We start from the raw sequence: 24,632 nt of genomic DNA, 5'->3' as shown, positions 1-24,632 counted from the left end.
AGTCAGTTTGTGAAAGCAGTTGTTAGGCTAGTAAATAGAAGCTTAACAACTGTTTTTTTGTAATTTTAAGAGCGAAACTGGAAAAATAACCTGTTATAAGATAACATATAAAAGAAAACTTTTTAAAAAATACAAAGGTGGTGAGCAGGTGAAAAATAAACTAAACCAACTAATTCATTGGATGAAAGAGCACAGTCTATTATTAAAATTGATTTTTCTAGGTTCAGTTTTAATTTTTGTCGCAAATCAAGTAACCCATATTGTTCAAGGAATGACTTGGCAGGATGTCTTTCATACCATGGGGCAACAGAACCGCTTTCGTATAATTGGAATGGTTTTAGCAGGCTTTATCGGTGTCTTGCCGATGCTTTTATATGATTTAGTAGTAGTAAAAGTGCTGGAGGACCAAGGGAAACCTAAAATGAATCGTTGGGAGTGGTTTGTTTCTGCTTGGGTCACAAATACGATCAATAACCTTGCGGGCTTCGGCGGTGTAGTGGGGGCGACGTTAAGGGCTAATTTCTATGGCAAAGATGCGCCGCGTAAAAAAGTTGTCGCCACGGTTTCTAAAGTCGCTTTATTTATGATATCTGGACTATCGATTTTATCGTTTATTGCATTTATTGATGTCTTTTTTATTCGACCAGATAGTTTATTTCGAGAGTATTGGCTTTGGTTATTTGCAGGAAGTTTGATTGCGCCAGCATTATTGTTGTTTACGCAATTAAAAAAATATACTTTGTTCAAAGATTTTTTCCCGAAAGGTATTTATCTTCTGTTTGGTGCTTCGCTTGGCCAATGGTTAGGTGCGATGTTTGTCTTTTTAAGTGTTGGAGCATTGATGAAAGTGGATGTGTCGTTGATATCGGTTTATCCGATGTTTGTGATCGCGACTTTGATCGGCATGCTGACAATGGTGCCAGGTGGCATGGGAACCTTTGATGTGTTGATGATTTTAGGGTTATCTCAGCTGGGGGTAGGGCAGTCTACAGCAGTTGTTTGGTTGATTTATTATCGGTTGTTTTATTATGTATTGCCTTTTATTACGGGTATTTTTCTATTTATTCATCAAACTGGGATTAAGATCAATCGATTTTTGGATAATTTACCACAGATATTTTCGCAAAAAGTGGCTCATTTTATTTTAGTTGCCGCTCTTTATTTTGCAGGAACCATGATGGTTTTACTTTCAACGATTACTAATCTATCGAATGTGAGTCGATTATTTAAATTTCTCTTGCCGTTTTCTTTTGATTTTTTAGACCAAACATTCAATATGTTGATCGGCTTTTTATTGTTAGGATTAGCTCGAGGAATTTCGATGAAAGTAAAAAAAGCGTATTGGCCCACGATTGGATTATTGATTTTTGGGATTGCCAATACGATTTCTAGAACGGCTTCATGGCAGTTGATTGTAGTTTATTTAGTGATTCTGTCCGCTGTTTTTTTAGCAAGAAAAGAGTTTTACCGAGAAAAATTTGTTTATTCTTGGGGGGCACTGGTAGTGGATGGGGTTTTGTTTAGTTTCTTATTTATTATTTATGCAGTTGCAGGATATTATAGTTCACATCCAGATAAAATAGGGCCGCTGCCGCACACGTTTTTACTTTTCCCATCCGATGATGTTTGGTTTTCTGGTTTGATTGGGCTGGGTATTTCGATGATCGGCTTGATTACGCTGTATCAATACTTAGCCGATACGACAAAAAGTTTAGGTGAGTCTTATCAGGAAGAGCGTTTAACAGCGCTGATCGATAAATATGGTGGAACACAAGGGAGTCATCTGCTGTATTTAAAAAATTACTCTTATTATTATTATCGGGAACAAAATGAAGATGAAGTCCTATTTGCTTATCAGATCAAGGGCAATAAATGTTTTGTTTTAGCTGATCCGATCGGCAATCCAGAAAAATGGGCCCAAGCCACATTAGCTTTTATGGATGGGGCAGACTTACTTGGGTATCAAGCGGCGTTTTACCGAGTTAGTGAAGCATATACAATGATCTTGCATGATTTAGGATTTAATTTTATGAAAGTTGGCGAAGAAGGAATTGTCGATTTTGCTCGTATTGATTCGGCACCGATTTCTTTAGCAACAAACAGTATGGAGTTAAAGCATTTAAGTAATTTAGGGTATACGTTTATGATGTATCACGAACCTGTTTCAGACGAGCTTTTTCAAGCGTTAGCTCATGTATCAGAGGAATGGTTAGGAAGTGCTCGAGAACGGAATTTTGTTTGCGGCCGTTTTGATAAAGAGTATTTACGGTTAAGTGACATTGGTATTATGCGAAATGAACGTCATGAAGTGATTGGTTTTATTACTGCTAAGCCAATTGTGAAAAATCGTGAGATATCTTATGATTTATTACGGTATACAGAAACGGCGCCAGAACATGTTACGGATTTCTTGTTGACTCATTTTATTGCGGAGTATCAACAACGAGTGTATCAAACCATCGATCTAGGTACTGCTCCGCTATCGAATGTTGGCGAAACGAAATACTCGTTTTTAAATGAGCGTTTTATCAATATTTTTTATAAATATGGCGATCAGGTGTATGGATTCAAAGATACACGCAAAGAAAAGGAACAATATGTAACTAACTGGGAGTCTAGGTATTTTGCATACTCTAAGCAAAGTAATGTCTTGTTTGCTTTTATCCAACTAGCATTATTGGTGGAGCGAGGAAAAGGCAAAGCCGTTTCTTTGGTAGAAGAGGTAATGACTGGAGGATAAACTAAAACAGTAGAAGTTAAAATCAGTACATGGTTTTAGCTTCTTTTTTCATTCCCAAGTTCTACTAGTAAAAAAATAGGAATAGCGTATAATAATTAAAAAAGGAGGTTTACGGGATGGGATTTGAACGCGTAATTGTAAGAACAAAAGCTGAATTAGCAACAGAGTTAGAGAAGAAGACAGATGAAATCATCGTTGAAGGTGATTTTAGTCAAAATATCGCAGAAATCAAAAAGGGACAATTAAATGATACGGATACATTAGGTTTTGCCGTTGGTAGCGGCGGAATTGGTATGCTAGTAGAATATGGAATCAGCAAGTTGCTAGATGTTTTTGACCCTGTTACAAAAGAGGATAAAAAAATCCGCAAGCAAATTGAGCGCTTATATGCAATCAAGAGTTTGACAAAAGACTCATTCTTACTACATTTGAAGCAATTAGATTATTAAAAATAGAAGAAGGCGGGAAGACAGACACCTTTTCTGTTTCCCGTTTTTTATATCAAAAAGGGGTAGCTTTAGTGAGGTGAAATCAGCATGGGAGAGTGTGCTTTTTTTGTAGCTAAAGTTTAAAAGGAAGGAATAATCAAGTGAAGAAACCAAGAAAAATCATCATCGATACAGATCCTGGAATCGATGACGCTGTTGCAATTGCTGCTGCATTATTTGATGAAAGGTTGGACATCAGGTTGTTTACAACAGTGGCAGGCAATGTCAGTGTGGATAAAGTAACAAAAAATCTTTTAAAACTGTTAGCTTTTTGGAACAAAGGAGTGCCAGTTGCGATTGGCTCTGACCGCCCATTGCTTCGTGAAGCAATCAATGCAAGTGATATTCACGGAAGTACAGGAATGGATGGCTATGAATTTCCCAAGTCTAAGTATGAGTTATTAACGAAAAATCATGCGGTAATCGAGATGTACAAGGTATTGATGGAGTCTAAGGGAAAAACTACGATTGTTGGGATCGGTCCATTGACAAATATTGCGCTTTTACTGAGAATCTATCCAGAATGTGTGGAAAGAATCGAAGAACTTGTGATTATGGGCGGTTCTTTGGGTAGAGGGAATTACGGTGTATTATCGGAATTTAATATTGCTGCAGATCCAGAAGCGGCAAAAATCGTATTTGAAAGTAAAATTCCGTTAACGATGGTAAGTTTAGATGTTGGAGAAAAAGCGTTAGTCTTACCAGAAGTAAGAGATCAGATCCAAAAAATGAACAAAACTGGAGACATGATTTCGCAGTTGTTTCACTACTATCGTGGTGGCAACTCAGATACTGGCTTGAAGATGTACGATGGTTGCGCAATTGCGTATTTGTTAGAGCCTGAAATGTTTGAAGTGAAAGAGGCTTATGTGGCGGTTGAAACACAAGGTATGCTAACGGCGGGAGCTACTTTGGTTGATTTAGATGGCTACTTGGGTAATGCAACTAATTGCCGAGTTTGTGTGGACATTGATGAGGAACAGTTTAGAGAGTGGTTTTTAGAAGCAATCCAGAAGTGTGAGTGATAAGTATAAACGAGATGCTTTTTTTCTCGCTGTTTATTCAGATTTAAAGTCCGAAACAAAACTGATTTTTAGTTTTGTTTCGGGCTCTTTTTTATTTAGGGGAACGGGATTCTTTATTTTGTAGCTCGAAAAAGCCAATTTCCTCCATTACTTCACCAGAAGAGTAGTCCACTTTATTGACTTGGACTTTATATATCGATGTTTTATCTAATGAACTTAGATTAATTGAGACTTCGATTTCTCCAGTTTCTAAATTATATATTTGTGTAAATAGTTGATCTTCAGCTTGTACACCATCTTTGTATAAAGCAACCTCTGGGCTAAGAAGATTTTCAGGAGAATTAAACTCTTGCAGAGGTGCAATAAATTGAATGGTTGTTTGTAACGGATCACTGATTGCTTTGATATCAGTGATGTTCTTCGCGTTACTAATTTGTGTATCTGCCGTTTGGGTCAATGGTTTGTACTCAATATCAAAACGCCAATCTCCCTCATATTCTAAAGCATTATCAACACCAAAAGGACTACCAGTTTTAGAAGCTTCGGCAAAAGCTTGATCAAGTTCCTCAGCATCTTGCCACAATAGTTTGTAAATGTGGAGGGTCAATTTAGCATCTTCAGGAATTTTTTCCTGGTTAAAAGTGGCTACAACAGAACCGTAAAAAGTATCTCCTTCTGTGCGAAAAGTAGATTGAGATGTAACACCGCTAAATAGGTCTTCATCGCTATCATTAACAAAAAGACCAAGTTGAATATCTTGAGCATTTGTTGCATTTTTAGTGAATAGTCGATCAGGAGAACGTTGTTTTTTTAGTAGCTCTTTTAGTTTTTCGTCATCCAATTTAAATTGATAATCAAAGGCAAATTTTTTCTTTGTTGATATAAATTTTGTCAATGTAATCTCTCGACCTTTGTCTGTGCTCGTTAAATGGAGTTCATTTTGTATCCCGTTATTTTCTACTACCGCAACACCGGAATCTTGGCTAATGCCAAAAGCATTTTTGATGGCTGTATTTATTTGTGGGTTGATCATGGCAATTAAAATAAGTGCTGCGGCTATAGCTAAGGTGATGCCCATCTGTTTCTTATATTTGATTTGGAATTTCTTTTTTTCTTGCTTAATTTGATCGTTTAAAATGTTTTCTCGACTCTGAACTAATTTTGCCATGACTTCTTTTGGAATTTCCTTTTCTTGTTTAATGATGTCATTATTTTTTTTAGCCATTTTCTTCTCCCTCCAATAATATTTTCAATTTTCCTCTACCACGTGCAAGTCTTGTTTTAACTGTATTTTTAGACAGATTCAGCTGTTCAGAAATCTCATTAATGTTAAAACCTGCGTAATAATGTAAAATGATAGGGATTTTATATCTATCGGGTAATTGATTAAATTCTTCTTCTAAGTATGACCGCTCGTTCTCGCTCTCTTTTGTACGCATATAACTTTCCTCAAATTCAACCGTTTCAACTCTTTTTTCCAAGATGTCCTTAGAGATATTGATCATAATTCTAAAAATCCAAGAATTAAACGCTGCTTCATTTTTGATATTCGTAATTTTTTGCCAAGCACGAATTTCAGTTTCTTGTAGACAATCTGCAACATCTTCATTGTTTAAAAGTAACTTATAAGCAGAATTGTACAACACCACTTGATAGGCTTCACAAAGTGTTACAAACGCTTGCGCGTCGCCATTTTTTGCTTTTTTAACCAAACGTATTTGTTCCTTCTTTTCCATAAACTTCTCCTTCCCCTTGATAGCTATTAGACTCTGATTTTGTCAAAAAGGTTTCATTGGAATTCATTTTTATTTATTCTATAGAGATTTACAATAAGTACTATAAAAAAGTGAGTGAGACATCACTCTTCGAGTCATATCCCACTCAGGTGGAGTAATAGCAGAAGCAGTCCATTCTTACTTTCTCGGGATTAAATACTTCTGTTCCCACCTCAAGTATATGGATCGTCAGATTACGAAAACCCGCCAGAGAATCTGATTTCTCTAGCGGGTTAGTTACTATGCTTGCGCTTCATTTACTCTTTGATTCTCAAGTATTATGTTATCTGAAGAGCTATCACGGGAAAGCAAGTTTCGTATAAGATCGATTAACGTTTTCTGCGTTTACGTTTAGTTGGTTTTACTAATGCCAGTTTTGGTTTATTCGTGAATCGTACATAAACAACAAATCCGCCAATACAAACAATAAACAAAATCACGCCCGGTACAAAGCCTTCTGGCAGATAGACAAATTCAATTGTATGTTCACCTTGTGTTACAGGAATGCTGATAAATGTTTTCTTAAATGATTGAACGGGTACTTTTTTCCCGTCTACATAGGCTTTCCATCCTTTGTCATAAGGAATGGTTGTTAAGAGAACTTGATCTTTGTCAGCAGTCACGGTTCCCACTGCTTTCCGTCCTTTAGCTGATAAATCAGCGCCTTTAGCTTGAATTGCCTGAACGGAACGTTCGAAGGCTTTTGTATCCATACCAACTACTTTTGGCTCCATAAAGCTGACAGCCGTTGTTCCATAGAAACTAACTGTAAACGTAACGCTAGTCGGTTTATCATAGTAGCCGATATTATAATATTGACCAGTAATATTGATTTGAGATTTTTGACTCGTCCCATTTACAGATATTGTGGCAGTTGAACTTTCTAATTGTCCAAAATCGGTTGGGAACAAACTAAGATACGCTTGCGTGTTTGCAGGTACATCGACTGTCCAAGTCAGGTCTTTAGCGACATTATTTTGCAGTTCCTTATAGGTCACAGAACTAGCATTTTGTTCGATTTTGACATTCTTTTTATCAATAAGTGTTGGTTGATAAAATTTGAAATAATCTTCTTTTTGACTAGCTAATGCATTGAATAATTCAGTTTGACTGCTTAAATTATCATTAATTGGTTGTTTGACGTTATAAATATCATTATCAGCTAAAAAGCCCAAAGGCAAGGCATTGCTATTTTCGTATAGTGAAAATTTACCTGCTTTATCCGTTGGGAAAAAGCCGAATTTCAATGGATCGCTTTCTGAAATATTGTATTTGATGCCAACAAGAGAGTCCATCAACAAGGTATTGTTTGGATAGCGAATGTTCAAACCAGTTCCTCTAGAGCGGAAACCTAAGTCATTTAAATAAGAAGAGGAATGACGATTTCTGATAGAAGAAAACAAGCTGACACCGCTATAACCATAATTGATACTATCATTAGAAGAAACAGGATTTAAGTTCTCCAAACGATAGAATTCATCATTTTCCTTTTTCGTTTTATCCACTAGTTTTTTAATGGATGGATAGGGTTCTGAGTAGAGACTGCGAGAAGCATAATTCCAATCCTCTAAAATCCCTTTTAACATTGAATTTGTATTGATAAGTGCTTCTGTTGAAACAAGTAATACCAATAGTATAATCAGATAGTTCATCGGTATTTTTTTTAGTTGATAAAAGACGATACTAGCCAGATACAAGAGTAAAAATAAAGCTGTGATAATAAAGGCTGAAATCGGAATATAGTTGTAACTTGTGGCATTTTTTGTTCCTTCAGCTAAAGCAAAAATAGCAATCAACACAATCGTTGAACTTGCCAACGCACCTAAATCATCCGTTTTAAATTTCTCAAAACCGTAGCCAGCTAATAAAACTACTAAGAAAGAAAATAAGAAACTATAGCGGAACAAGAACATATTTGGCGCATGCATACCATGCCAAAATAGGTTTAGTGGTGTAATATAAAAACTAGCGATCAAAATGATAAATAGGCTACCAAATAATAACTTATTTTTCCGTGGAATTTCCCTCGTGACAAAGTAAAAGACACAGAAAATCAACGGAAGTAGTCCAACATAGATAAACGGTATTGAGCCATATTTGGTTGTATCATACACACCAATCATATTTTTCATCACGATATCCCAAAAAGCAGTAGCTTCCGTTTTAAATTGAGTCACTTGAGACAAGGTTTCACCATTTGCTCTTAGATCAAGGACCGCTGGTAATACTAAAATCATTGAAGCACCACCTGCTAAAAGAGAGGTGATCCCATAAGGCAGAATTCGTTTTTTATACGCTTTCCAGTTCGTCAACATTCGGGCGATAAAGTATAGGAAAGAGAAGACACCGATCATAAAGCCCATGTAAAAATTCGAGATAAATAACAGCAGATAACTTACAAATAAGAGTGTTGGTTTTCGTTCATCCATCAGACGATGAATCCCTAGAATAACCAACGGCAGGTACGTAAACGCGTCTAACCACATAATGATTTCTGAATGAGCTGTAGCAAATGACATCAAAGCATATGGAACACTAAGCATGACATGGCCCCATTTTGGTATCTTATAGGTATTTCTAGCAAACACCCAAAAAGCTAAACCAGCAGAACCGATTTTCAGCAAGGTAATCAAATACAGAGCATCAGGAATATTTTGGTTTTTAAAGAAAATGACAAGTGGCGTAAAAAGCCCACCAAGATAATAGGAAATCAATGAAAGATAATTTAACCCCAATGACGCATTCCAAGTATAAAAAATACTTTGTTTACCATGCAGCACATTATTGAAACTAGCATGAAAGTTGGAAAACTGCGAAAAAGAGTCACTCGCCATCACACTTCGACTACTACCAGGATAAATACCGATACTTAAATAAATAATGACCATTATAAAAAAAGGAATGAAAAAGCTGGCGGTCATGTAAGGCCAGTTTTCTTTGATAAATGCCTGAATTTTTTTCTTCATAATCAACCTCGCAACGTAATAAATAGAATATATATAGTTTAGCATATCCATTGAAAAATTGATTGTCAGAAAGAAAAAATTAAAGAAAACCGAAAGGTTTCTATAAGGGAAATGAGTAAGAATGTTACTGCCTCATTTTTGAGTTAGTAAAAAAATACATCTATAAAATAAATAGTATAAATCAATCATTATTTAGGAAGAGTACAAGAATCGAAATATTGATGTTGCTTATATAGTCTTATCGTATACAGATATAAAAGATGCAATGTATCTGTTGAACTTTAGAGATCTTGTTTGGCTAAGAGGTATCATCAATAAAGTATGCCATATTTTATCCACAGAGGTGTGAAAAGACCCTATTATGAGATGTTGAATTAATTGAACAGAGCAAGCGTTGTGGATAATATTTCACAACGCTTGCTCTTATTTAAAGGTATTTCTGGATTTTTTCATATCCTTGTCCAATATCAGTCAATGAGTGGGTATCAGATCCATAAACTAACGGGATACCTAATTCAAGGGCTTTTTTAGTTATCCACACTTGTGGATAACTCTGTTGATAACCCTGTTTATAAAATCCAGCTGTGTTTAAATCTAAGCTATATTTTTCCTGTTGTATACGTGTTAATAGGGTGTGTACAAGTGCTGTATTCTCAGGAGAGTAATCTGTTGCTTCATCAAAGAGCTGTTCAAATTTTTGACACAAAGAAATGTGGCCTAAACGGATTGGTTTGAAAGGTCCTAAATTCGCTTCTAAAGAAGCTAAAACCGTTTGATAGTAACGATTTTGAGCTTTTTCAAAGCTACCTAAATAGTCAACAACGCCACTCTTATATTCTTCAAAAGAGTAGTCGATTCCATGTAATCCATCTTTTCCTTCAAGAAAATGAACAGATAAAATTCCATCGTCTGTTTGTGGTCCGTATTCAGCTAAAAAATCACGAGTCCATCCTTCAAATGCTGAAAAGTAATCCAATTCAAATCCAATGTGAATAATAATGTCAGAAGCATACTTTTTCCGTAGTTCATTCATCCTTTTGAAATAGTTATCCACATCATTCAATGCCATCGATGCAGTTGTCCACACTACAGAATCTCCTGCAGCAAGTTTTTCGATCCCTGTAGGCAAAGGTGCGTGTTCTGTGATGCTGTATTCTTTAAAGCCAAGGCTGATTGCACGCTGAATCAGTAACTCTGTGTCCTCAACTTTTCCATGTGGACAAAATTCTGTGTGGGTGTGACCATCGCGTTTCATGAGAGAGCCTCCTTGTTTAAAAACGATTCGAAATCTGAAATTTGAATAGAAAAGGGAACAGAAGCATTTTTATTCAAATCAGTTTTTTGCTCCAAGTGTTTTTTACTTCCGATACTGTCCATCACCATAAACAATATATTTTGTAGAAGTAAGTTCCGCTAAGCCCATCGGCCCACGTGCATGTAATTTTTGCGTACTGATCCCGATTTCAGCTCCAAAGCCAAAAACAAAACCATCCGTAAAACGTGTAGAAGCATTGGCGTAAACCGCTGCTGCGTCAACTTGTTGTAAAAATTGTTGCGTAGCAAAATAATTATCACTAATGATACTTTCAGAATGTTTGGTGTTATAGCGATTGATATGTTGGATGGCTTCTTCTAAAGAATCAACCACTTTAACGGCTAAAATATAGTCGTTAAACTCAGTTTCCCAGTCTTCTTCAGTGGCTGGAATTGACTGCTCAAAAAGCGCTAGTGCTCGTTCATCCGCTCGTAATTCCACATTATATTCATTCAGGGCTTTTTCGATAACGGGTAGGAAATCTGCTGCTACTTCTTGATGGATCAATAATGTTTCTGCTGAGTTACAAACAGAAGGACGTTGGCATTTAGCATTGACGATGATATTTGTTGCCATCTCTAATTGAGCGTCTTTATCGATATACACATGACAATTACCAGTTCCCGTTTCGATCACTGGAACAGTTGCAGTTGTTAAGACTGCTTTGATCAAGTTAGCGCCGCCACGAGGAATCAAAACGTCTAGATAATCATTTAATTTCATCAATTTTTGTGCTGTTTCCCGAGAAGTGTCATCGACAAACTGGATTGCCAAAGGAGAAGCACCTTTTTGTTTCAATGCTTGTTGTAAAACTGATACAAGGATTTTATTTGAATGGAAGGCTTCTTTTCCGCCACGTAAAATCACAGCATTCCCTGTTTTAAAACAAAGACTTGCCGCATCTGTCGTCACATTTGGACGGGATTCATAGATGATGCCGATCACGCCTAGGGGCACACGTTGTTTGCCGATCATCAAGCCATCTTCATTTTTCCACATTTTATCGACTTCTCCGATTGGATCAGGGAGAGTAGCCACTTGGCGAATACCGTCCGCCATTTCTTTAATTCGTTCATCTGTTAAACGCAAACGATCCAACATCGCATCTGTAATCCCATTTTCCTTAGCTGCATCTAAATCTTTTTGATTTTCGAGTAAGATTTTAGCGGTATTTTTTTCTAATTCATCCGCCATATGCAGTAACAGATCATTTTTTGTTTTTGTGTCCATCAAGCCTAGTTGATAAGCTGTTTCTTTTGCTTGTTTGCCTAGTTGTATTAAATCAGTCATGAAACGTTCCTCCTTTTTTGAGTTAAATAAATAACGTACCAATCATTTCACCATTTAAAATATCAAATATGATCTTTGGTTGTTGTCCGTTTGCTAAAATCATGGCGCCATCATGCTCTAATACACGTTCTGCCGCTTTTAATTTACTGTACATGCCACCAGTTCCAAAGCGACTGCCTTTGCCACCAGCTAATTGTAAAAGCTCGTCGTTGATTTCATTGATTTCGGAGAACAGTGTGGCGTCTTTATTGGTATTCGGATTATCAGAAAAGAAGCCATCAATATCAGATAACATGATCAATGCATCTGCTTGGATCAGTTGAGCAACAATTGCCGATAATTGGTCATTGTCACCGAATTTTGTCAGATGATCTAGTTCGTCGATTGCCACAGTATCATTTTCATTGATGACGGGAATAATACCCATTTGTAGCAATTGCTCTATTGTATTCGTTACGTTTTGGCGGCTTTCAGGATATTCGATCACATCTCTGGTCAATAATAATTGGGCGATTTGCTGGCTGTACGTTAAAAAGCGTTGGTTGTAAATGTTCATCAATTCCGCTTGTCCCACTGCAGCCACTGCTTGTTGTTCTGGAATGGTCGGGGGTCGTTTGTCCATGTTTAACTTATTTAAGCCAACACCGATCGCGCCAGATGACACTAAGATGATCTCTTTGTCTTGGTTACGCAAATCGGATAAGGTAAATGCCAATTGATCGATGGCGCTCAAATTGATATTGCCATTGGGATAGATCAAGGTACTGGTCCCAACTTTGATGACGATACGTTTTGCTTCTTTTAATTGTTTTCGCATGGTTGACCTCACTTATTAGAGGCTGAGATAGAAGTGTTTAGCTCTGCCGAGTTGGTACTGTGCAGCATCAACTCGTCCTTTCGGCTTATTTCCGAAAGAGCTGCTTCTAGATAGCCGTTTTCGATTATTTTGGATAAGGCTATTATCTAGCCTTTTCCGTTTATTTGCAAGAAAGCTTGGACAAAAATTTGGCTTTTGTCCAAGCTTAGATTTTATTCTTCTATTTTACAGCTTTATAGGTCTTTTGTCTCTAAATCATGAACAAATAATCCACTCAATAATTTAGGTTCAAACCAAGTTGATTTTGGCGGCATGATTTTACCTGCATCCGCAACATTTAATAAATCATCCATGGTTGTTGGGTAAACAGCGAAAGCGACTGACCACTGACCGCTATCCACTAGTTGTTCTAATTCTTGCATGCCGCGAATGCCGCCGACAAAATCGATTCGTTTATCTGTGCGGACATCTTGAATATCGAAAATCGCTGCAAATACATGATTTTGAAGTAAAGAAACATCTAAGCCATCCACCGGATCATCAGATAAAATCGTGTCTTTAGCCGTTAAAGCAAACCACTGCCCGTCTAAATACATGCCAAACGTTTTTGCTTGGGTGGGTTTTCCAGTGTCTGTTTTTGTGACTGTAAAATTCGTTTCCAAATGCTCAAAGAAATCTGCTTCGATCGGTACGTTCAAGACACGGTTATAATCTAAAATTTCTAATTCTTCTTTCGGAAAAATGACAGATAAGAAATAGTTAAATTCCGCTGTATCAGTTGCATTAGGTTGAGCCTCTTTTTTCTTTTGTCCAACTTTTACCGCTGATTCTGTACGATGATGACCATCTGCGATGTATAAAGCGGGCACATCTTGAGCAAATGTTGTCACGAGTTGTTCGATCACTTCTGGTTTATCTACAAGCCAAACACGGTGTGTGACTTCATGGAAACTAGTGAAATCATAGATTGGATCATGTGATTTTTTCCATTCATCTGTTAGCGTTTGGATCTGTTCATTTTTACGGTATGTCAAGAAAATCGGGCTAGTATTTGCATCACACGCTTCAATATGGCGAATGCGATCGACTTCTTTTTCTGGACGGGTAAATTCATGCTTTTTGATTTTACCTTGTGTGTAATCAGTGATTGAAGTACACGTGACAAGACCTGTTTGGGCGCGTCCATTCATTGTTAATTCGTAAAGATATAAGAGTGGCTGTTCATCTTGAACCAACCATTGTTTTTGTAAAAAAACTTGCAAGTTACTAGCAGCTTTTGCATAAACTTGATCGTCATAAGGCGAAAGGGTTTCAGGTAAATCGATTTCGGCTTTATCGATGTGAAGGTAAGAATAAGGATTACTTTCACCGAGTTCACGCGCTTCTGCAGAATTTAAAACATCATAAGGTAATGTCGCGATTTTGTCACTAAACTCAGATGCTGGTCGAATGCTTTTAAAAGGGTGGATCATAACCATTAATAACTCACCGCCTCAGTATTTTTGATCGTCCGTACTCGGATGATGTTTTCTGCGGCTTGAATTTTCTCAGCAGCAGCATTGATTTTGGCTTCATCTGTTTCAGAAATATCAACAATCGTATAGGCATAATCATCACGACTGCGGTTGATCATTGTCTCGATATTGATATCTAAATTAGCGATACCAGTTGAAATTTGACCTAACATATTGGGAACATTTCTGTGGATGATCGTGAAACGGAATGGCGAATTGAAGGCCATTTCCACAGTCGGGAAATTAACAGAACGTTTGATATTCCCAGTTTCTAGGAATTTTTTCAGAGTACGAGCAGCCATTTTGGCACAATTGATTTCCGCTTCCTCAGTTGATGCGCCTAAGTGAGGAAGAACTAAGACTTTTTCATTGTGCAAAAGACGTTCATCGGCAAAGTCAGTAACAAAATTGCTGATTTCTTCTTGGGATAAGGCTTCGATTACAGCTTCTGTTTCGACTAGTTCACCACGAGCAAAGTTAAGCAAAACAGCATTTTTTTTCATTTGCGCTAATTGCTCTTTGCCAATCAAATGATGAGTATTTTCAGATAAAGGAACATGAACAGTTATGAAGTCACAGGTTCTCAAAACTTCTTCCATACTTTGTGCTCGTTTGACACGACGCGAGATACTCCAAGCAGTGTCAACGGAAACAAAAGGATCAAACCCTGTCACTTCCATTCCTAAACGATAGGCATCATTGGCAACCATCGCACCGATTGCACCTAAACCGATCACACCCAATTTTTTACCTTCTAATTCTGTGCCGGCAAACTGTTTTTTCTGTGCTTCAGCTTGTTCTTCAGCGTCAGGACCTGTTAATGTTTGAACCCAGTTAGAGCCTTTTAAGATTGGGCGGACAGATAAAAGTAAGCAAGCGATTACTAGCTCTTTTACAGCATTCGCATTGGCACCTGGTGTATTAAACACAACGATGCCGTTTTCTGTACATTGTTTGACTGGAACATTATTCGTCCCCGCACCTGCACGAGCAACAGCTAAAACAGAAGCAGGAAAATCATACTCATGGAGTTTTTCACTACGTAAGATGATACCGTCAGGTGTTTCCGTTTTGTTGATCGTAAAATTTTCTTCATTGAAGCGTGCTAAACCAACTGGGGCGATAGCATTGAATGTTTTAATATCGTACATCTATTTTGTTCCTCCATTTTCTGCTTCGAATTTTTTCATCAAGTCGACTAAAGCGAGAACGCCAGCTTTTGGAAAGGCATTGTATAAACTTGCACGCATACCGCCTACAGAACGATGACCTTTTAAGTTTTGGAATCCTGCTACTAAGGCTTCTTGATTGAATTTTTTATCTAGATCATCGCGTCCAGTAATAAAAGGAATATTGTTGATTGAGCGATCTTTTGGATTTACTGGTGAAGAAAATAGAGTAGATGAGTCAATTTCATCATATAAAATCGCTGCTTTTTCTTTGTTTTGTTTTTCCATTTGAGAGACACCGCCTTGTTCTTTGATCCATTCAAAGACAAGCTTTGCCATGTAAATGCTGTATGTCGGCGGTGTATTGTACATTGAGCCGTTTTTCGCATGGATATCGTAATCTAACATGGCACTGAGAACATCAGCTTGACCGATCAAGTCATCACGAACGATAACGACAGTAAGTCCTGCTGGGCCAATATTTTTTTGTGCTCCCGCGTAAATTAAGCCAAAATCAGCCACATTATAATCAATCGATAAAATATTAGAAGACATATCCGCGACAAGCGGCACCTCACCTGTGTCTGGGAGGTTATAAATTGTCGTACCTTCAATGGTGTTGTTCGTCGTAATATGGACATAGGCTGCATCTTGCGGGATGTCTTCTTTACTGATTTCAGGAATATACGTGAAATTTTTATCTTCACTTGAAGCAATCACTTGAACGTCAACATTCTTGATTTTTTTCGCTTCACTAATGGCTTTTTTTGCCCAAGAACCAGTATTGACGTATAAGGCTTTTTTATTCTGTGCTAAATTCAACGGAACCATCGTAAATTGCATACTAGCGCCGCCTTGTAAAAAAAGCACTTTATAGTTATCAGGAATATTCATCAATTCTCTGAGTAAGGTTTCGGCATTTTCAATGATCGTTTCAAAAAGGGAGGAACGATGACTCAACTCCATCACGGACATGCCGCTGTTCTCGTAATTCACCAATTCGGATTGTGCTTTTTCCAATACACTTTTAGGTAAAACGGCGGGACCAGCTGAAAAATTGTAAACAGTTTTCATACATCTATCTCTCCTTTGATATGATCATTCATCTACTATTGTATAGTAAATGTGAAAACCATTATAACAGAAAGCTTAAATTAAAAAAAGATTAAAAGTAAATTTCGTAAAATTTTTCACAGAGATTTTCATTTTGAATAAGACAAACATGTTTATAAATTGGTAAACATGTTCATATTTGGCTGTAAGCGCTTCTTATAAGTGTTTTTATTTACTATAATACGTCATGAAGAGACATCGGCCGAATCGTTCTTCTACTGTAAGTTTCGAAGTGTGTAACTCATTAGTAATTCAAATTGGATTAGAACTGTACCAAAAAATAGTTGGGGATAAAAATCTTGATGGGAGCTTTTAGAGTAGGTATTTGTGCTGATAGAAAGCGTAGAAAGTTTGCTAATAGCAGACTGATCACTGCCGACAAAGCAGATGCTTTCTAACTCATTTGTCTGAGCGATTTCTGCGAGTTCAAACATCCTACCAGTATTACCGGAATTACTAATGAAAATCAGTAATACATCATCCTTATGACTTTCTCTTAAAAATTCTAAGTGACTATTAGAAGTAGCTCTAAATCCGTAAAGATTTAAGTATTCAGAAAAGTAATTCGCTAAATTTTGTGAAAAACCAGAGCCTAAAATCATGATGTTTTTATCTTGATATTTTTTCATAAGAGTTAAAAAATGATCGCCATATGCTTTGATCACGTCATGTTTTTCAAGACGTTCTTGGTTGAGATTGAATTCACTGATGTAAAAAACAAGTTCACTGTAACCTGTAAAATTCATTTTTTTCGCCATATTGATTACGGTTGCGGTTGAAACAAAACTTTGTTTAGCAATTTCCCGAATACCTAAATTTTTCAATTCCTGCCGATGATCGGCCATATACCGTAAAATTTGGATTTCGGTTTTATTCAATTGGTATTTTTCAGCAAGACTATCGATATTCACTTGAATCACCCTTAAAAATCAATTTAGTTAGGAGTATTATAACATGACAGAACAAGAATATATCAATGATCCGTGGGCAAGAGTTAAAACCAGAAATAATTTAAATGGGGACGAAGTTGTCTCTGCACTGCAAAAATCGATCCGTCGAGGCAATGAGCGTGCAGCGTGTGATTTTGCGTATGAAATGTATATCACGTCTCCTCAGTTTGAAGAAAAATTATGGCGCAGATTACTAGCAATTTCGGTAGAAGATATTGGGATGGGTAACGATCAAGCTGCGATAATGGTCAATAATTTAAACCAAATGCGTAAAGAGTTTCAATATAATGAATCTGATCGTGCCATGTTCTTTTTCCATGCGATCCGTTACCTATGCCAATCTGAAAAAGATCGTTCTTCCGATTTATTGAAAAATATCGTGATCAAAAGTTTTGCAATGGGACATGTACCTGAGATTCCAGATATCGCTTTAGATAAACATACAACACGTGGTAAAGAAATGGGGCGAGATTCAAAACATTTCTTGAATGAAGCAAGTCTCGTTATTCCTCAAGCTGAAGTAACCAATAACTACAAAGAAGAATATGCAAAAATCATTGATCGCTATGACCCGAATGAAGTCGTTGAATCGGCTTTTGAATTTAATTCTTGGCAAGTTTAAGGAGGAGCTTCTCATGACTAAATCTGCGAGCGCTAAAGGTTCTATGGTAAATCGATTGAATGACATTTTAAGTCCGTTTGCAAATAAAATTGGCAATCAGCGCCATCTTAAAGCTGTTTCAACTGGAATGATGTTTGGCTTACCATTTATTGTGATTGGTTCATTCTTCTTGATTTTTGCCAATCCGCCCATCAATATAGATCAGTATGATCCAGCGAAGGCTGGAGTCTTTATGAAGTTTTTAGCTGCGTGGAAAGAATTCGCTGTGGCCAATTATGATATGATTACAGCTCCATATAACTTAACGATGGGAATCATTGGATTAATTAGTGTCTTTGGGATTGCGTATTCATTATCAAATGAATACAAATTGAACGCTGCAATGAATGGTATGGTCAGTATGGTGACCTACTTACTTGTTTGTACGCCTGTCAAAGAGGGTACGATTTCTCTTGCTTATTTAGGGACGAACGGGTTGTTTGTGGCAATTATTTTAGGTCTTTTAGTTGTTGAAGTCAGCCGTTTTTTTGAAGTGAAAAATATCAAAATTTCGCTGCCTGATACAGTACCGCCGATGGTTGTGACGTTTATTAATACGTTGATTCCGCTGTTGACGAATATTATCTTATTTTATGGATTGAATTTGGTGTTTTTAGGTATGATTGATAAAACGTTTCCTGATGCAGTCATGTCTGTACTAACACCAGCAGTCAATATTGCAGGAAGTTTAGGCGGGTTATTGCTGATCGTAACACTTGGAAATGTTCTCTGGTTATTTGGTATCAATGGTTCATCGATTATTTTTCCAATTGTCTTTACGTTGGGCGTAGCTCAAACAGGACTGAATGCAGAACAAGCTGCCGCAGGTGAAGCGATGACGCATTTGATGAACTTGCAGATGTTTCGGATTTCTGTTTTAGGTGGTGCGGGCAATACATTAGGTTTAGTGGTTTTAATGATGTTTAGTAAAGTTCCTCAATATCGTACGATTGGGAAACTTTCGTTTGTGCCAGGAATTTGTTCTATCAATGAACCAGTTATTTTCGGTCTGCCGATCGTTTTTAATCCGATTTTAGGGATTCCATTTTTGATTATGCCAATTATTTCACTGTTTCTAACGTACTTTGCACAAAAAATCGGCTTGATTTCGCTAGGATTTATTGTTGATCCGTCTTTCACACCATTTTTTGCTCAAGCGTATTTGGCTACGATGGATTGGCGTAATATTGTTTTCTATGTTTTCTTAGTTATTTTGAGTATTGTTGTTTATTATCCATTCTTTAAAGTATTTGAAAAAAATCAAACGAAATTAGTGGATGAAGTGTTGTAGGAATGGAAGTATAGATTTAAAAAATTGTCGATTGCATAGTTTATGTGATCGACTTTTTTTAATTGGGTGATTGATTTCACTTTTCTCATGAACGTGGTAGACTACCAACATAACAAACTGTTTTAAAGGAGACTGATCGATGTCTAAAGTAAAAGAATTAGCCCGCAATTTCCTACAAGTTGCGCCATTTATTTTATCCAATACAATTATTTTTATTCCTTATTTTCTATTTTTAAGTTTAAGTGATGGCACCACAATGGAGAGAATTTTACCCTTTGTCCTTTTTTATACGTTTCGGATGACAGGGATCTTTTTGTTAAAAAGCTTCAAACTAGCATTGACGAGTTTTAATGTGCTGATTATTTCGATTTTACTCGGGGGTGCGGGGTGTTTGATTGGCGTATTAGGGCAATTTTATTTTCCGGCTTATCTTTTTTCAGCTGTTTTACTGGGGATTAGTGCATCGTGGTTGCCTGCAGCGAATACTACTGTTAACTATCATGAAAAACGGCAAGGTTATTCTGCTTTGACGGGTAGAAAATATCTTTTTATTTTACTAATATTCGGTGGTGTGATCGCATCGTTGATGTTGACGAAAGAGTTGAGGATTCCTTTAGTTTTAGGAGAGTATACTTTGCTGTATATAGCGGCCTACCATACGGTCACACATTATCCTGATTATGAAATTGATTTCAATGAAGTCAATCAACAAGTGATATCGGTCAAGGAGTTCTTTTTATTTTTATTTTTCTTCGTTCTGTTGTTATTTATCCGTTCAGCCCGTTTATTATTCGATCCACAACTTTTGGATGTTGGAATCATCGGGTTTTCTATTTTATTTTTAATCGCTGGCTGGTATTTGAACAGTCAAAGAAAAATATGGAAACTCCCACTATGGTTAAATTTGCTAACCTTCGCTAATGGGATGTGTATGAACTTTCTACTGCTTTTTGGCACGTTTTATGTTTCGTTGCGTTTAGGGATAGATCGTCTTACAGCTACTTTATATGTTCCTTATATTTTGGGAATCATTGGTTCCGCTTTTGTTATTAAATTTTTATATCGTCTGTTTCCTAAAGTGGATCCCAAAATCGTTCATCTGAGCGGCTTTATTTTGTCACTATTCTTGTTATTATTTCGACCGATTTTTCCAGTTGGTATTTTTCTTCTTAGTTGTTTCATAAGTGCTACAGGTAATTTTTTGAATCAGCAGTATTATCAAGAAGAGATTTTACCTCAGGATCAACGAATCATTACGAAATACAGCACGCAAACCAAAGGAAGTGTCACCCATCAATTGTTATTGATGAGTGTTTTATGGTTATTAGCGAAACAAGCACAGTTACCCGTTAAAACAGTTTTACAGATCACGGCACATCGGACCCACAATCCAGCGGCACTTCAACTAGTAGAGCATGTCCATGTAATTAGTATCGTTGGGTTGATGTTATTTTTTACTTTTATCCTTTACGAAGTAGTAAAACATGAACAAAATGAGTCCAATTAATGTGTAAACATTAAAAAAACACAAGAGAATATTAAAGATGCTATAAAACTAAACTGGGAATCAACCTAGTATGTTAAAATAGAAATAGTTTACAAGTAGAGGAGATTTTTGATGAAACAACGAGGATTTGAAATTATTACACAGTATATAGACCAAGGTATTGCAATTCCACAACGTGCGACAAAAGGCGCTGCAGGTTATGATTTTGAAGCAGCTGAAACAGTGGTTGTGCCAAGCATTTGGCAATTACAAGCACAAGGTATAGCGCCTAAACCAGTTCTGGTAAAAACCGGGATCAAGGCATACATGGCTGAAAATGAATACTTAGAATTAGTGAGTCGTTCATCTAACCCGCTGAAACGTTTTTTAATGTTAGCTAATGGCGTAGGTGTGATTGATCGTGATTATTATAATAACGAAGGCAATGAAGGACATATCATGTTTCAATTTTTGAATTTCGGTTATGAAGAGATGGTTATTGAAAAAGGTGAGCGAATCGGTCAAGGTATTTTTAAACCATTTCTTTTAGCCGATGTTGATGACGTAGAAAATGAGCGTACAGGGGGATTTGGTTCTTCAGGTAAAAATTAAGACAAGTTTACTGAAAAACTGCGTATTTTATAGTGAGAAGTCTTAGTCTAAGAGACCTAAACTATGGTAAAATAAAGAATACATCAAAATGAGGGGATAGCATATGGCAAAAAAAGCAAAAGTTCAATTTGAATGTCAAACGTGCGGGTATATCTCCCCTAAATATTTAGGTCGCTGTCCCAACTGCGGACAGTGGAACACAATGACAGAGGAAATCATTCAAGATACGACGGATCGCCGTGCTAGAGTGAGCTTGACGGGAAAAAAAACGCAGCCGCAGCGTTTAGCAGAAGTCGTTCCAAAGAAAGAACCAAGAGTCAAAACCAAGCTGGTAGAATTGAATCGTGTGTTAGGTGGCGGTGTGGTTCCTGGGTCGCTTGTTTTGATCGGCGGTGATCCTGGTATTGGTAAATCAACGTTACTTTTACAAGTGTCACAACAGCTAGCGGAAATCGGCGGCAAAGTATTATATGTTTCTGGAGAAGAAAGCGCCGAACAGATCAAAATGCGTGCGGAACGCTTAAGTTCGATCGATACGGAATTTTATTTATATGCTGAAACGGACATGAACGAAATTTCCCGAGCAATCGAAAAATTAGAACCTGACTATGTGATCATCGATTCTATTCAAACGATGACTCAGCCCGATGTAACTAGTGTTGCAGGCAGTGTCAGCCAAGTACGCGAGACGACCGCTGAATTGTTGAAAATCGCTAAAACAAACGGGATCGCAATTTTTATTGTTGGTCATGTGACTAAAGAAGGTTCGATCGCTGGACCACGTATGCTTGAGCACATGGTAGATACTGTGTTGTATTTTGAAGGAGATAAACACCATACATTTAGAATTTTGAGAGCGGTAAAAAACCGTTTTGGTTCGACTAATGAAATCGGTATTTTTGAAATGCGGGAGCACGGTTTAGAAGAAGTCGCGAATCCTTCACAAGTCTTTTTAGAAGAGCGGTTAGCTGATGCTACAGGTTCAGCAATTGTCGTCGCAATGGAAGGGACACGTCCGATTTTAGTTGAAGTACAGGCGTTAGTCACACCAACAATGTTTGGAAATGCCAAGCGAACAACAACAGGGCTAGATTTTAATCGAGTATCCTTGATCATGGCAGTTCTGGAAAAACGTGCTGGTTTATTGTTGCAAAATCAAGATGCATATTTGAAAGCAGCAGGTGGCGTTAAAATCAACGAGCCTGCCATTGACTTAGCAGTGGCAGTAAGCATTGCTTCTAGTTATAAAGAGAATGGGACAAAGCCTACAGAATGTTTTATTGGTGAAATTGGGTTGACTGGTGAAATACGTCGTGTGAATAGCATCGAACAGCGAGTACGCGAAGCACAAAAGCTAGGATTTACCAAAATTTATCTACCAAAGAACAACTTAGGTGGCTGGACACCTCCGGAAGGAATCGAGATTGTCGGTGTGGCTACAATTGGAGAAACATTAAGAAAAGTATTCAAGTAGAGTGGAAGTCAGAGATCGTCGTGTTCATTTAAAGTCGATCTCTCCTTTCAAGCTTTAAAATAAATTTATATTGGAGGATGAATCTATGCAAAAACGTGTCATCACATTTCTGATGATCGTCGTTGGTGCAAGTCTAGGTATTTCATTGTTACCGATGGCTTGGGACATGGCGAAACAAGCAGATAATACATGGCTGAACAATAACTTTACTAACAGTTTGATTGGTGCACTTATTTTCTTTATTTTATCGTTAGGGTTAGCGAAGTACATTGTTTCAGGTGTGAAAAAAATAGAAGCAGCATTAAATGAAATGAGCTTGACATACCTATTATTTGGCAGTGTGGGTGCAATTCTTGGATTGGTAATTGGGGTGATCATTTCAATTCCGATGTACAACTTGAACATCCCATTTGTAAATAGTGTATTACCAATTTTAGTCATGATTATTTTTGGCTACCTTGGGTTTCGTATGGGAACAACACGGATCGACGAATGGCGGAAAATTTTTACGCCTAAGCAAAAGAAAATCCAAGCTGAAAATGAAGGTGAAGTGCTGGATCGTAGAGTGGAAGATCATTTCCACAAGTATAAAATTTTGGATACAAGCGTAATCATCGATGGTAGAATTTATGATATTGCTAAAACAGGATTTTTAGAAGGAGTCATTCTGATTCCAAATTTCGTGTTATATGAGCTACAGTATATTGCTGATTCAGGCGATAGTTTAAAACGTGTTCGTGGTCGCCGCGGACTAGATATTTTAAACGCATTACAAAAAGAAGAGGGAATTTCAGTCGAAATGTATGAAGGGGATTTTGAAGATATCTCTGAAGTCGATAGTAAGCTGATCAAACTGGCCAAGTTGTTAGATGGTGTAGTCGTTACCAATGACTATAACTTAAATAAGGTTTCAGAGTTTCAAAATGTTCCAGTGTTGAATATCAATGCTTTAGCAAACGCAGTAAAACCAGTCGTAATACCAGGAGAAGCAATGAATGTCATGGTTGTGAAAGCAGGGACAGAACGTCAACAAGGTGTGGCATATTTAGATGATGGCACAATGGTCGTCGTCGAAGATGGGCAACATTATATGAATGAACATATTCAAGTTGTTGTTACGAGCGCTTTACAAACGGCTGCTGGACGGATGATTTTTGCAAAACCTGCTCACTCAGGTCGTGGAATCGACGACAGCAAAGAAGAACTGAGAGCCAATGAGAAAAGCTGAAAATAGAAATAAAGCACTGGATTATGAGGTCATTTTGTTGGGGGCTGGACAAGGGAAACGAATGGGTGCCAGCCGTAATAAAATTTTATTGCATTTGATCGGTAAACCAGTTATTTCTTATTCGTTGAATACCTTTTTCAATGATCCTGCATGTAAACATATTATTTTAGTTACACAAGAAGATGAACAAGATTTGTTGGCAGCAGTGGTCAAGAAAGAAAATAAGAAAAAATGTCCTGTGACGATTGTCTCTGGCGGATCTGAACGGCAATTTAGTGTTTTTAATGGGTTAAAAACATTACTTGACCCCAAAAATATTGTGATGGTTCATGACGGAGCACGGCCGTTTGTAAGCTTAGGTCAATTGAAATTATTGCATCGAAAAGTTCAAGAAACGAGGGCGGCGATTTTAGGTGTACCAGTCAAAGATACAATCAAACGTGTAGTTGACGGGATTGTTGAAGAGACAGTTCCACGTGAAACATTGTGGCAAGTTCAAACGCCTCAGGCCTTTTATGGAGAGGATTTACTTGCTGCTCATGCTCGTGCACAACAAGAAGGGTATCTGGGCACGGATGATGCTTCGCTTATTGAAAAATACAGTCAATTTCCTGTTTCAATGGTATTAGGAAGTTACGAGAATATTAAATTGACAACACCAGAAGATATGTTGATTGGTGAAGCAATCGTGAAACGAAGAAGAAATTAGGTGGAAAAT

Annotated in this window: 20 protein-coding genes; 10 read left to right on the top strand and 10 right to left on the bottom strand. The window is 37.3% G+C overall.

What is annotated here, in order from left to right; genetic code table 11:
- Positions 1-181 precede the first annotated feature (181 nt).
- The 3 genes from mprF to rihC all read left to right on the top strand — a co-directional run bounded on the left by mprF (position 182) and on the right by rihC (position 4,253).
- Positions 182-2,740: a bifunctional lysylphosphatidylglycerol flippase/synthetase MprF gene (mprF, locus tag I580_RS12140; RefSeq protein ID WP_390621153.1), complete on the top strand. Its 2,559-nt coding sequence runs from the start codon at positions 182-184 to the stop codon at positions 2,738-2,740.
- Between the two features lie 116 nt (positions 2,741-2,856).
- Positions 2,857-3,189, top strand: a complete 333-nt coding sequence (locus tag I580_RS12135; protein ID WP_010770338.1) for a hypothetical protein — start codon at positions 2,857-2,859, stop codon at positions 3,187-3,189.
- Between the two features lie 140 nt (positions 3,190-3,329).
- Entirely contained in the window at positions 3,330-4,253 is a 924-nt protein-coding gene (rihC, locus tag I580_RS12130; protein ID WP_010770339.1) for a ribonucleoside hydrolase RihC, read from the top strand.
- A 91-nt stretch (positions 4,254-4,344) separates the two neighbouring features.
- Here the strand turns inward: rihC and I580_RS12125 are convergent, their stop codons facing one another.
- From I580_RS12125 to I580_RS12080, 10 genes are all read right to left on the bottom strand, one after another.
- Positions 4,345-5,478 carry a hypothetical protein gene (locus I580_RS12125; RefSeq protein WP_010770340.1) on the bottom strand — a complete coding sequence of 378 codons (1,134 nt, stop codon included), beginning with the start codon at positions 5,476-5,478 and terminating at the stop codon, positions 4,345-4,347.
- Complete coding sequence (locus tag I580_RS12120) at positions 5,471-5,989, bottom strand: RNA polymerase sigma factor (protein ID WP_010770341.1); 519 nt, start codon at positions 5,987-5,989, stop codon at positions 5,471-5,473. The genes I580_RS12125 and I580_RS12120 overlap by 8 nt, the downstream gene beginning before the upstream one ends.
- Before the next feature lie 368 nt (positions 5,990-6,357).
- Positions 6,358-8,994: a YfhO family protein gene (locus tag I580_RS12115; protein WP_010770342.1), complete on the bottom strand. Its 2,637-nt coding sequence runs from the start codon at positions 8,992-8,994 to the stop codon at positions 6,358-6,360.
- Between the two features lie 427 nt (positions 8,995-9,421).
- On the bottom strand, positions 9,422-10,249 hold the full coding sequence (gene hisJ, locus I580_RS12110) for a histidinol-phosphatase HisJ (RefSeq protein WP_010770343.1): 828 nt from the start codon (positions 10,247-10,249) through the stop codon (positions 9,422-9,424).
- Positions 10,250-10,351: 102 nt separating this feature from the next.
- Positions 10,352-11,599, bottom strand: coding sequence for a glutamate-5-semialdehyde dehydrogenase (locus I580_RS12105; RefSeq protein WP_010770344.1), 1,248 nt, complete (start codon positions 11,597-11,599; stop codon positions 10,352-10,354).
- Positions 11,600-11,621: 22 nt separating this feature from the next.
- Positions 11,622-12,416: a glutamate 5-kinase gene (gene proB / locus I580_RS12100; protein WP_010770345.1), complete on the bottom strand. Its 795-nt coding sequence runs from the start codon at positions 12,414-12,416 to the stop codon at positions 11,622-11,624.
- A gap of 233 nt (positions 12,417-12,649) precedes the next feature.
- Positions 12,650-13,894, bottom strand: a complete 1,245-nt coding sequence (locus tag I580_RS12095) for a DUF1015 domain-containing protein (protein ID WP_010770346.1) — start codon at positions 13,892-13,894, stop codon at positions 12,650-12,652.
- Positions 13,894-15,081 (bottom strand): phosphoglycerate dehydrogenase, encoded by a 1,188-nt coding sequence (locus I580_RS12090; protein WP_010770347.1) that lies wholly within the window; start codon positions 15,079-15,081, stop codon positions 13,894-13,896. Before I580_RS12090 ends, I580_RS12095 begins: the two co-directional genes overlap by 1 nt.
- On the bottom strand, positions 15,082-16,173 hold the full coding sequence (gene serC, locus I580_RS12085) for a 3-phosphoserine/phosphohydroxythreonine transaminase (RefSeq protein ID WP_010770348.1): 1,092 nt from the start codon (positions 16,171-16,173) through the stop codon (positions 15,082-15,084).
- Between the two features lie 254 nt (positions 16,174-16,427).
- Positions 16,428-17,123, bottom strand: coding sequence for a MurR/RpiR family transcriptional regulator (locus I580_RS12080; protein ID WP_010770349.1), 696 nt, complete (start codon positions 17,121-17,123; stop codon positions 16,428-16,430).
- A 43-nt stretch (positions 17,124-17,166) separates the two neighbouring features.
- On the opposite strand from I580_RS12080, the gene I580_RS12075 reads away from it, so the two are divergent.
- From I580_RS12075 to ispD, 7 genes are all read left to right on the top strand, one after another.
- Positions 17,167-17,784 carry an AAA family ATPase gene (locus I580_RS12075; RefSeq protein ID WP_010770350.1) on the top strand — a complete coding sequence of 206 codons (618 nt, stop codon included), beginning with the start codon at positions 17,167-17,169 and terminating at the stop codon, positions 17,782-17,784.
- Positions 17,785-17,797: 13 nt separating this feature from the next.
- Positions 17,798-19,114: a PTS sugar transporter subunit IIC gene (locus I580_RS12070; RefSeq protein ID WP_010770351.1), complete on the top strand. Its 1,317-nt coding sequence runs from the start codon at positions 17,798-17,800 to the stop codon at positions 19,112-19,114.
- A 139-nt stretch (positions 19,115-19,253) separates the two neighbouring features.
- Positions 19,254-20,621, top strand: a complete 1,368-nt coding sequence (locus I580_RS12065) for a hypothetical protein (RefSeq protein ID WP_010770352.1) — start codon at positions 19,254-19,256, stop codon at positions 20,619-20,621.
- A 111-nt stretch (positions 20,622-20,732) separates the two neighbouring features.
- A complete protein-coding gene (locus tag I580_RS12060; protein WP_010770353.1) occupies positions 20,733-21,212 on the top strand; it encodes a dCTP deaminase/dUTPase family protein in 480 nt (159 codons plus the stop codon).
- 103 nt (positions 21,213-21,315) lie between these two features.
- Entirely contained in the window at positions 21,316-22,686 is a 1,371-nt protein-coding gene (radA, locus tag I580_RS12055; RefSeq protein ID WP_010761995.1) for a DNA repair protein RadA, read from the top strand.
- A gap of 85 nt (positions 22,687-22,771) precedes the next feature.
- On the top strand, positions 22,772-23,914 hold the full coding sequence (locus I580_RS12050) for a PIN/TRAM domain-containing protein (protein ID WP_010770354.1): 1,143 nt from the start codon (positions 22,772-22,774) through the stop codon (positions 23,912-23,914).
- Positions 23,901-24,623, top strand: a complete 723-nt coding sequence (gene ispD, locus I580_RS12045) for a 2-C-methyl-D-erythritol 4-phosphate cytidylyltransferase (RefSeq protein ID WP_010770355.1) — start codon at positions 23,901-23,903, stop codon at positions 24,621-24,623. The genes I580_RS12050 and ispD overlap by 14 nt, the downstream gene beginning before the upstream one ends.
- Positions 24,624-24,632 lie beyond the last annotated feature (9 nt).

Origin of the sequence: Enterococcus caccae ATCC BAA-1240 (genome assembly GCF_000407145.1) — a bacterium.
GTDB lineage: Bacteria > Bacillota > Bacilli > Lactobacillales > Enterococcaceae > Enterococcus_L > Enterococcus_L caccae.
Note: the sequence above shows the minus strand (reverse complement) of the source record. Positions and strands in the feature narration are given on the sequence as shown.

Coding starts and splice junctions, on each gene's coding strand:
- mprF (WP_390621153.1), top strand. CDS start 182: ATGAAAGAGCACAGTCTATTATTAAAATTGATTTTTCTAGGTTCAGTT.
- I580_RS12135 (WP_010770338.1), top strand. CDS start 2,857: ATGGGATTTGAACGCGTAATTGTAAGAACAAAAGCTGAATTAGCAACA.
- I580_RS12125 (WP_010770340.1), bottom strand. CDS start 5,478: ATGGCTAAAAAAAATAATGACATCATTAAACAAGAAAAGGAAATTCCA.
- I580_RS12120 (WP_010770341.1), bottom strand. CDS start 5,989: ATGGAAAAGAAGGAACAAATACGTTTGGTTAAAAAAGCAAAAAATGGC.
- I580_RS12115 (WP_010770342.1), bottom strand. CDS start 8,994: ATGAAGAAAAAAATTCAGGCATTTATCAAAGAAAACTGGCCTTACATG.
- hisJ (WP_010770343.1), bottom strand. CDS start 10,249: ATGAAACGCGATGGTCACACCCACACAGAATTTTGTCCACATGGAAAA.
- I580_RS12105 (WP_010770344.1), bottom strand. CDS start 11,599: ATGACTGATTTAATACAACTAGGCAAACAAGCAAAAGAAACAGCTTAT.
- proB (WP_010770345.1), bottom strand. CDS start 12,416: ATGCGAAAACAATTAAAAGAAGCAAAACGTATCGTCATCAAAGTTGGG.
- I580_RS12095 (WP_010770346.1), bottom strand. CDS start 13,894: ATGGTTATGATCCACCCTTTTAAAAGCATTCGACCAGCATCTGAGTTT.
- I580_RS12090 (WP_010770347.1), bottom strand. CDS start 15,081: ATGTACGATATTAAAACATTCAATGCTATCGCCCCAGTTGGTTTAGCA.
- serC (WP_010770348.1), bottom strand. CDS start 16,173: ATGAAAACTGTTTACAATTTTTCAGCTGGTCCCGCCGTTTTACCTAAA.
- I580_RS12075 (WP_010770350.1), top strand. CDS start 17,167: ATGACAGAACAAGAATATATCAATGATCCGTGGGCAAGAGTTAAAACC.
- I580_RS12070 (WP_010770351.1), top strand. CDS start 17,798: ATGACTAAATCTGCGAGCGCTAAAGGTTCTATGGTAAATCGATTGAAT.
- I580_RS12065 (WP_010770352.1), top strand. CDS start 19,254: ATGTCTAAAGTAAAAGAATTAGCCCGCAATTTCCTACAAGTTGCGCCA.
- I580_RS12060 (WP_010770353.1), top strand. CDS start 20,733: ATGAAACAACGAGGATTTGAAATTATTACACAGTATATAGACCAAGGT.
- radA (WP_010761995.1), top strand. CDS start 21,316: ATGGCAAAAAAAGCAAAAGTTCAATTTGAATGTCAAACGTGCGGGTAT.
- I580_RS12050 (WP_010770354.1), top strand. CDS start 22,772: ATGCAAAAACGTGTCATCACATTTCTGATGATCGTCGTTGGTGCAAGT.
- ispD (WP_010770355.1), top strand. CDS start 23,901: ATGAGAAAAGCTGAAAATAGAAATAAAGCACTGGATTATGAGGTCATT.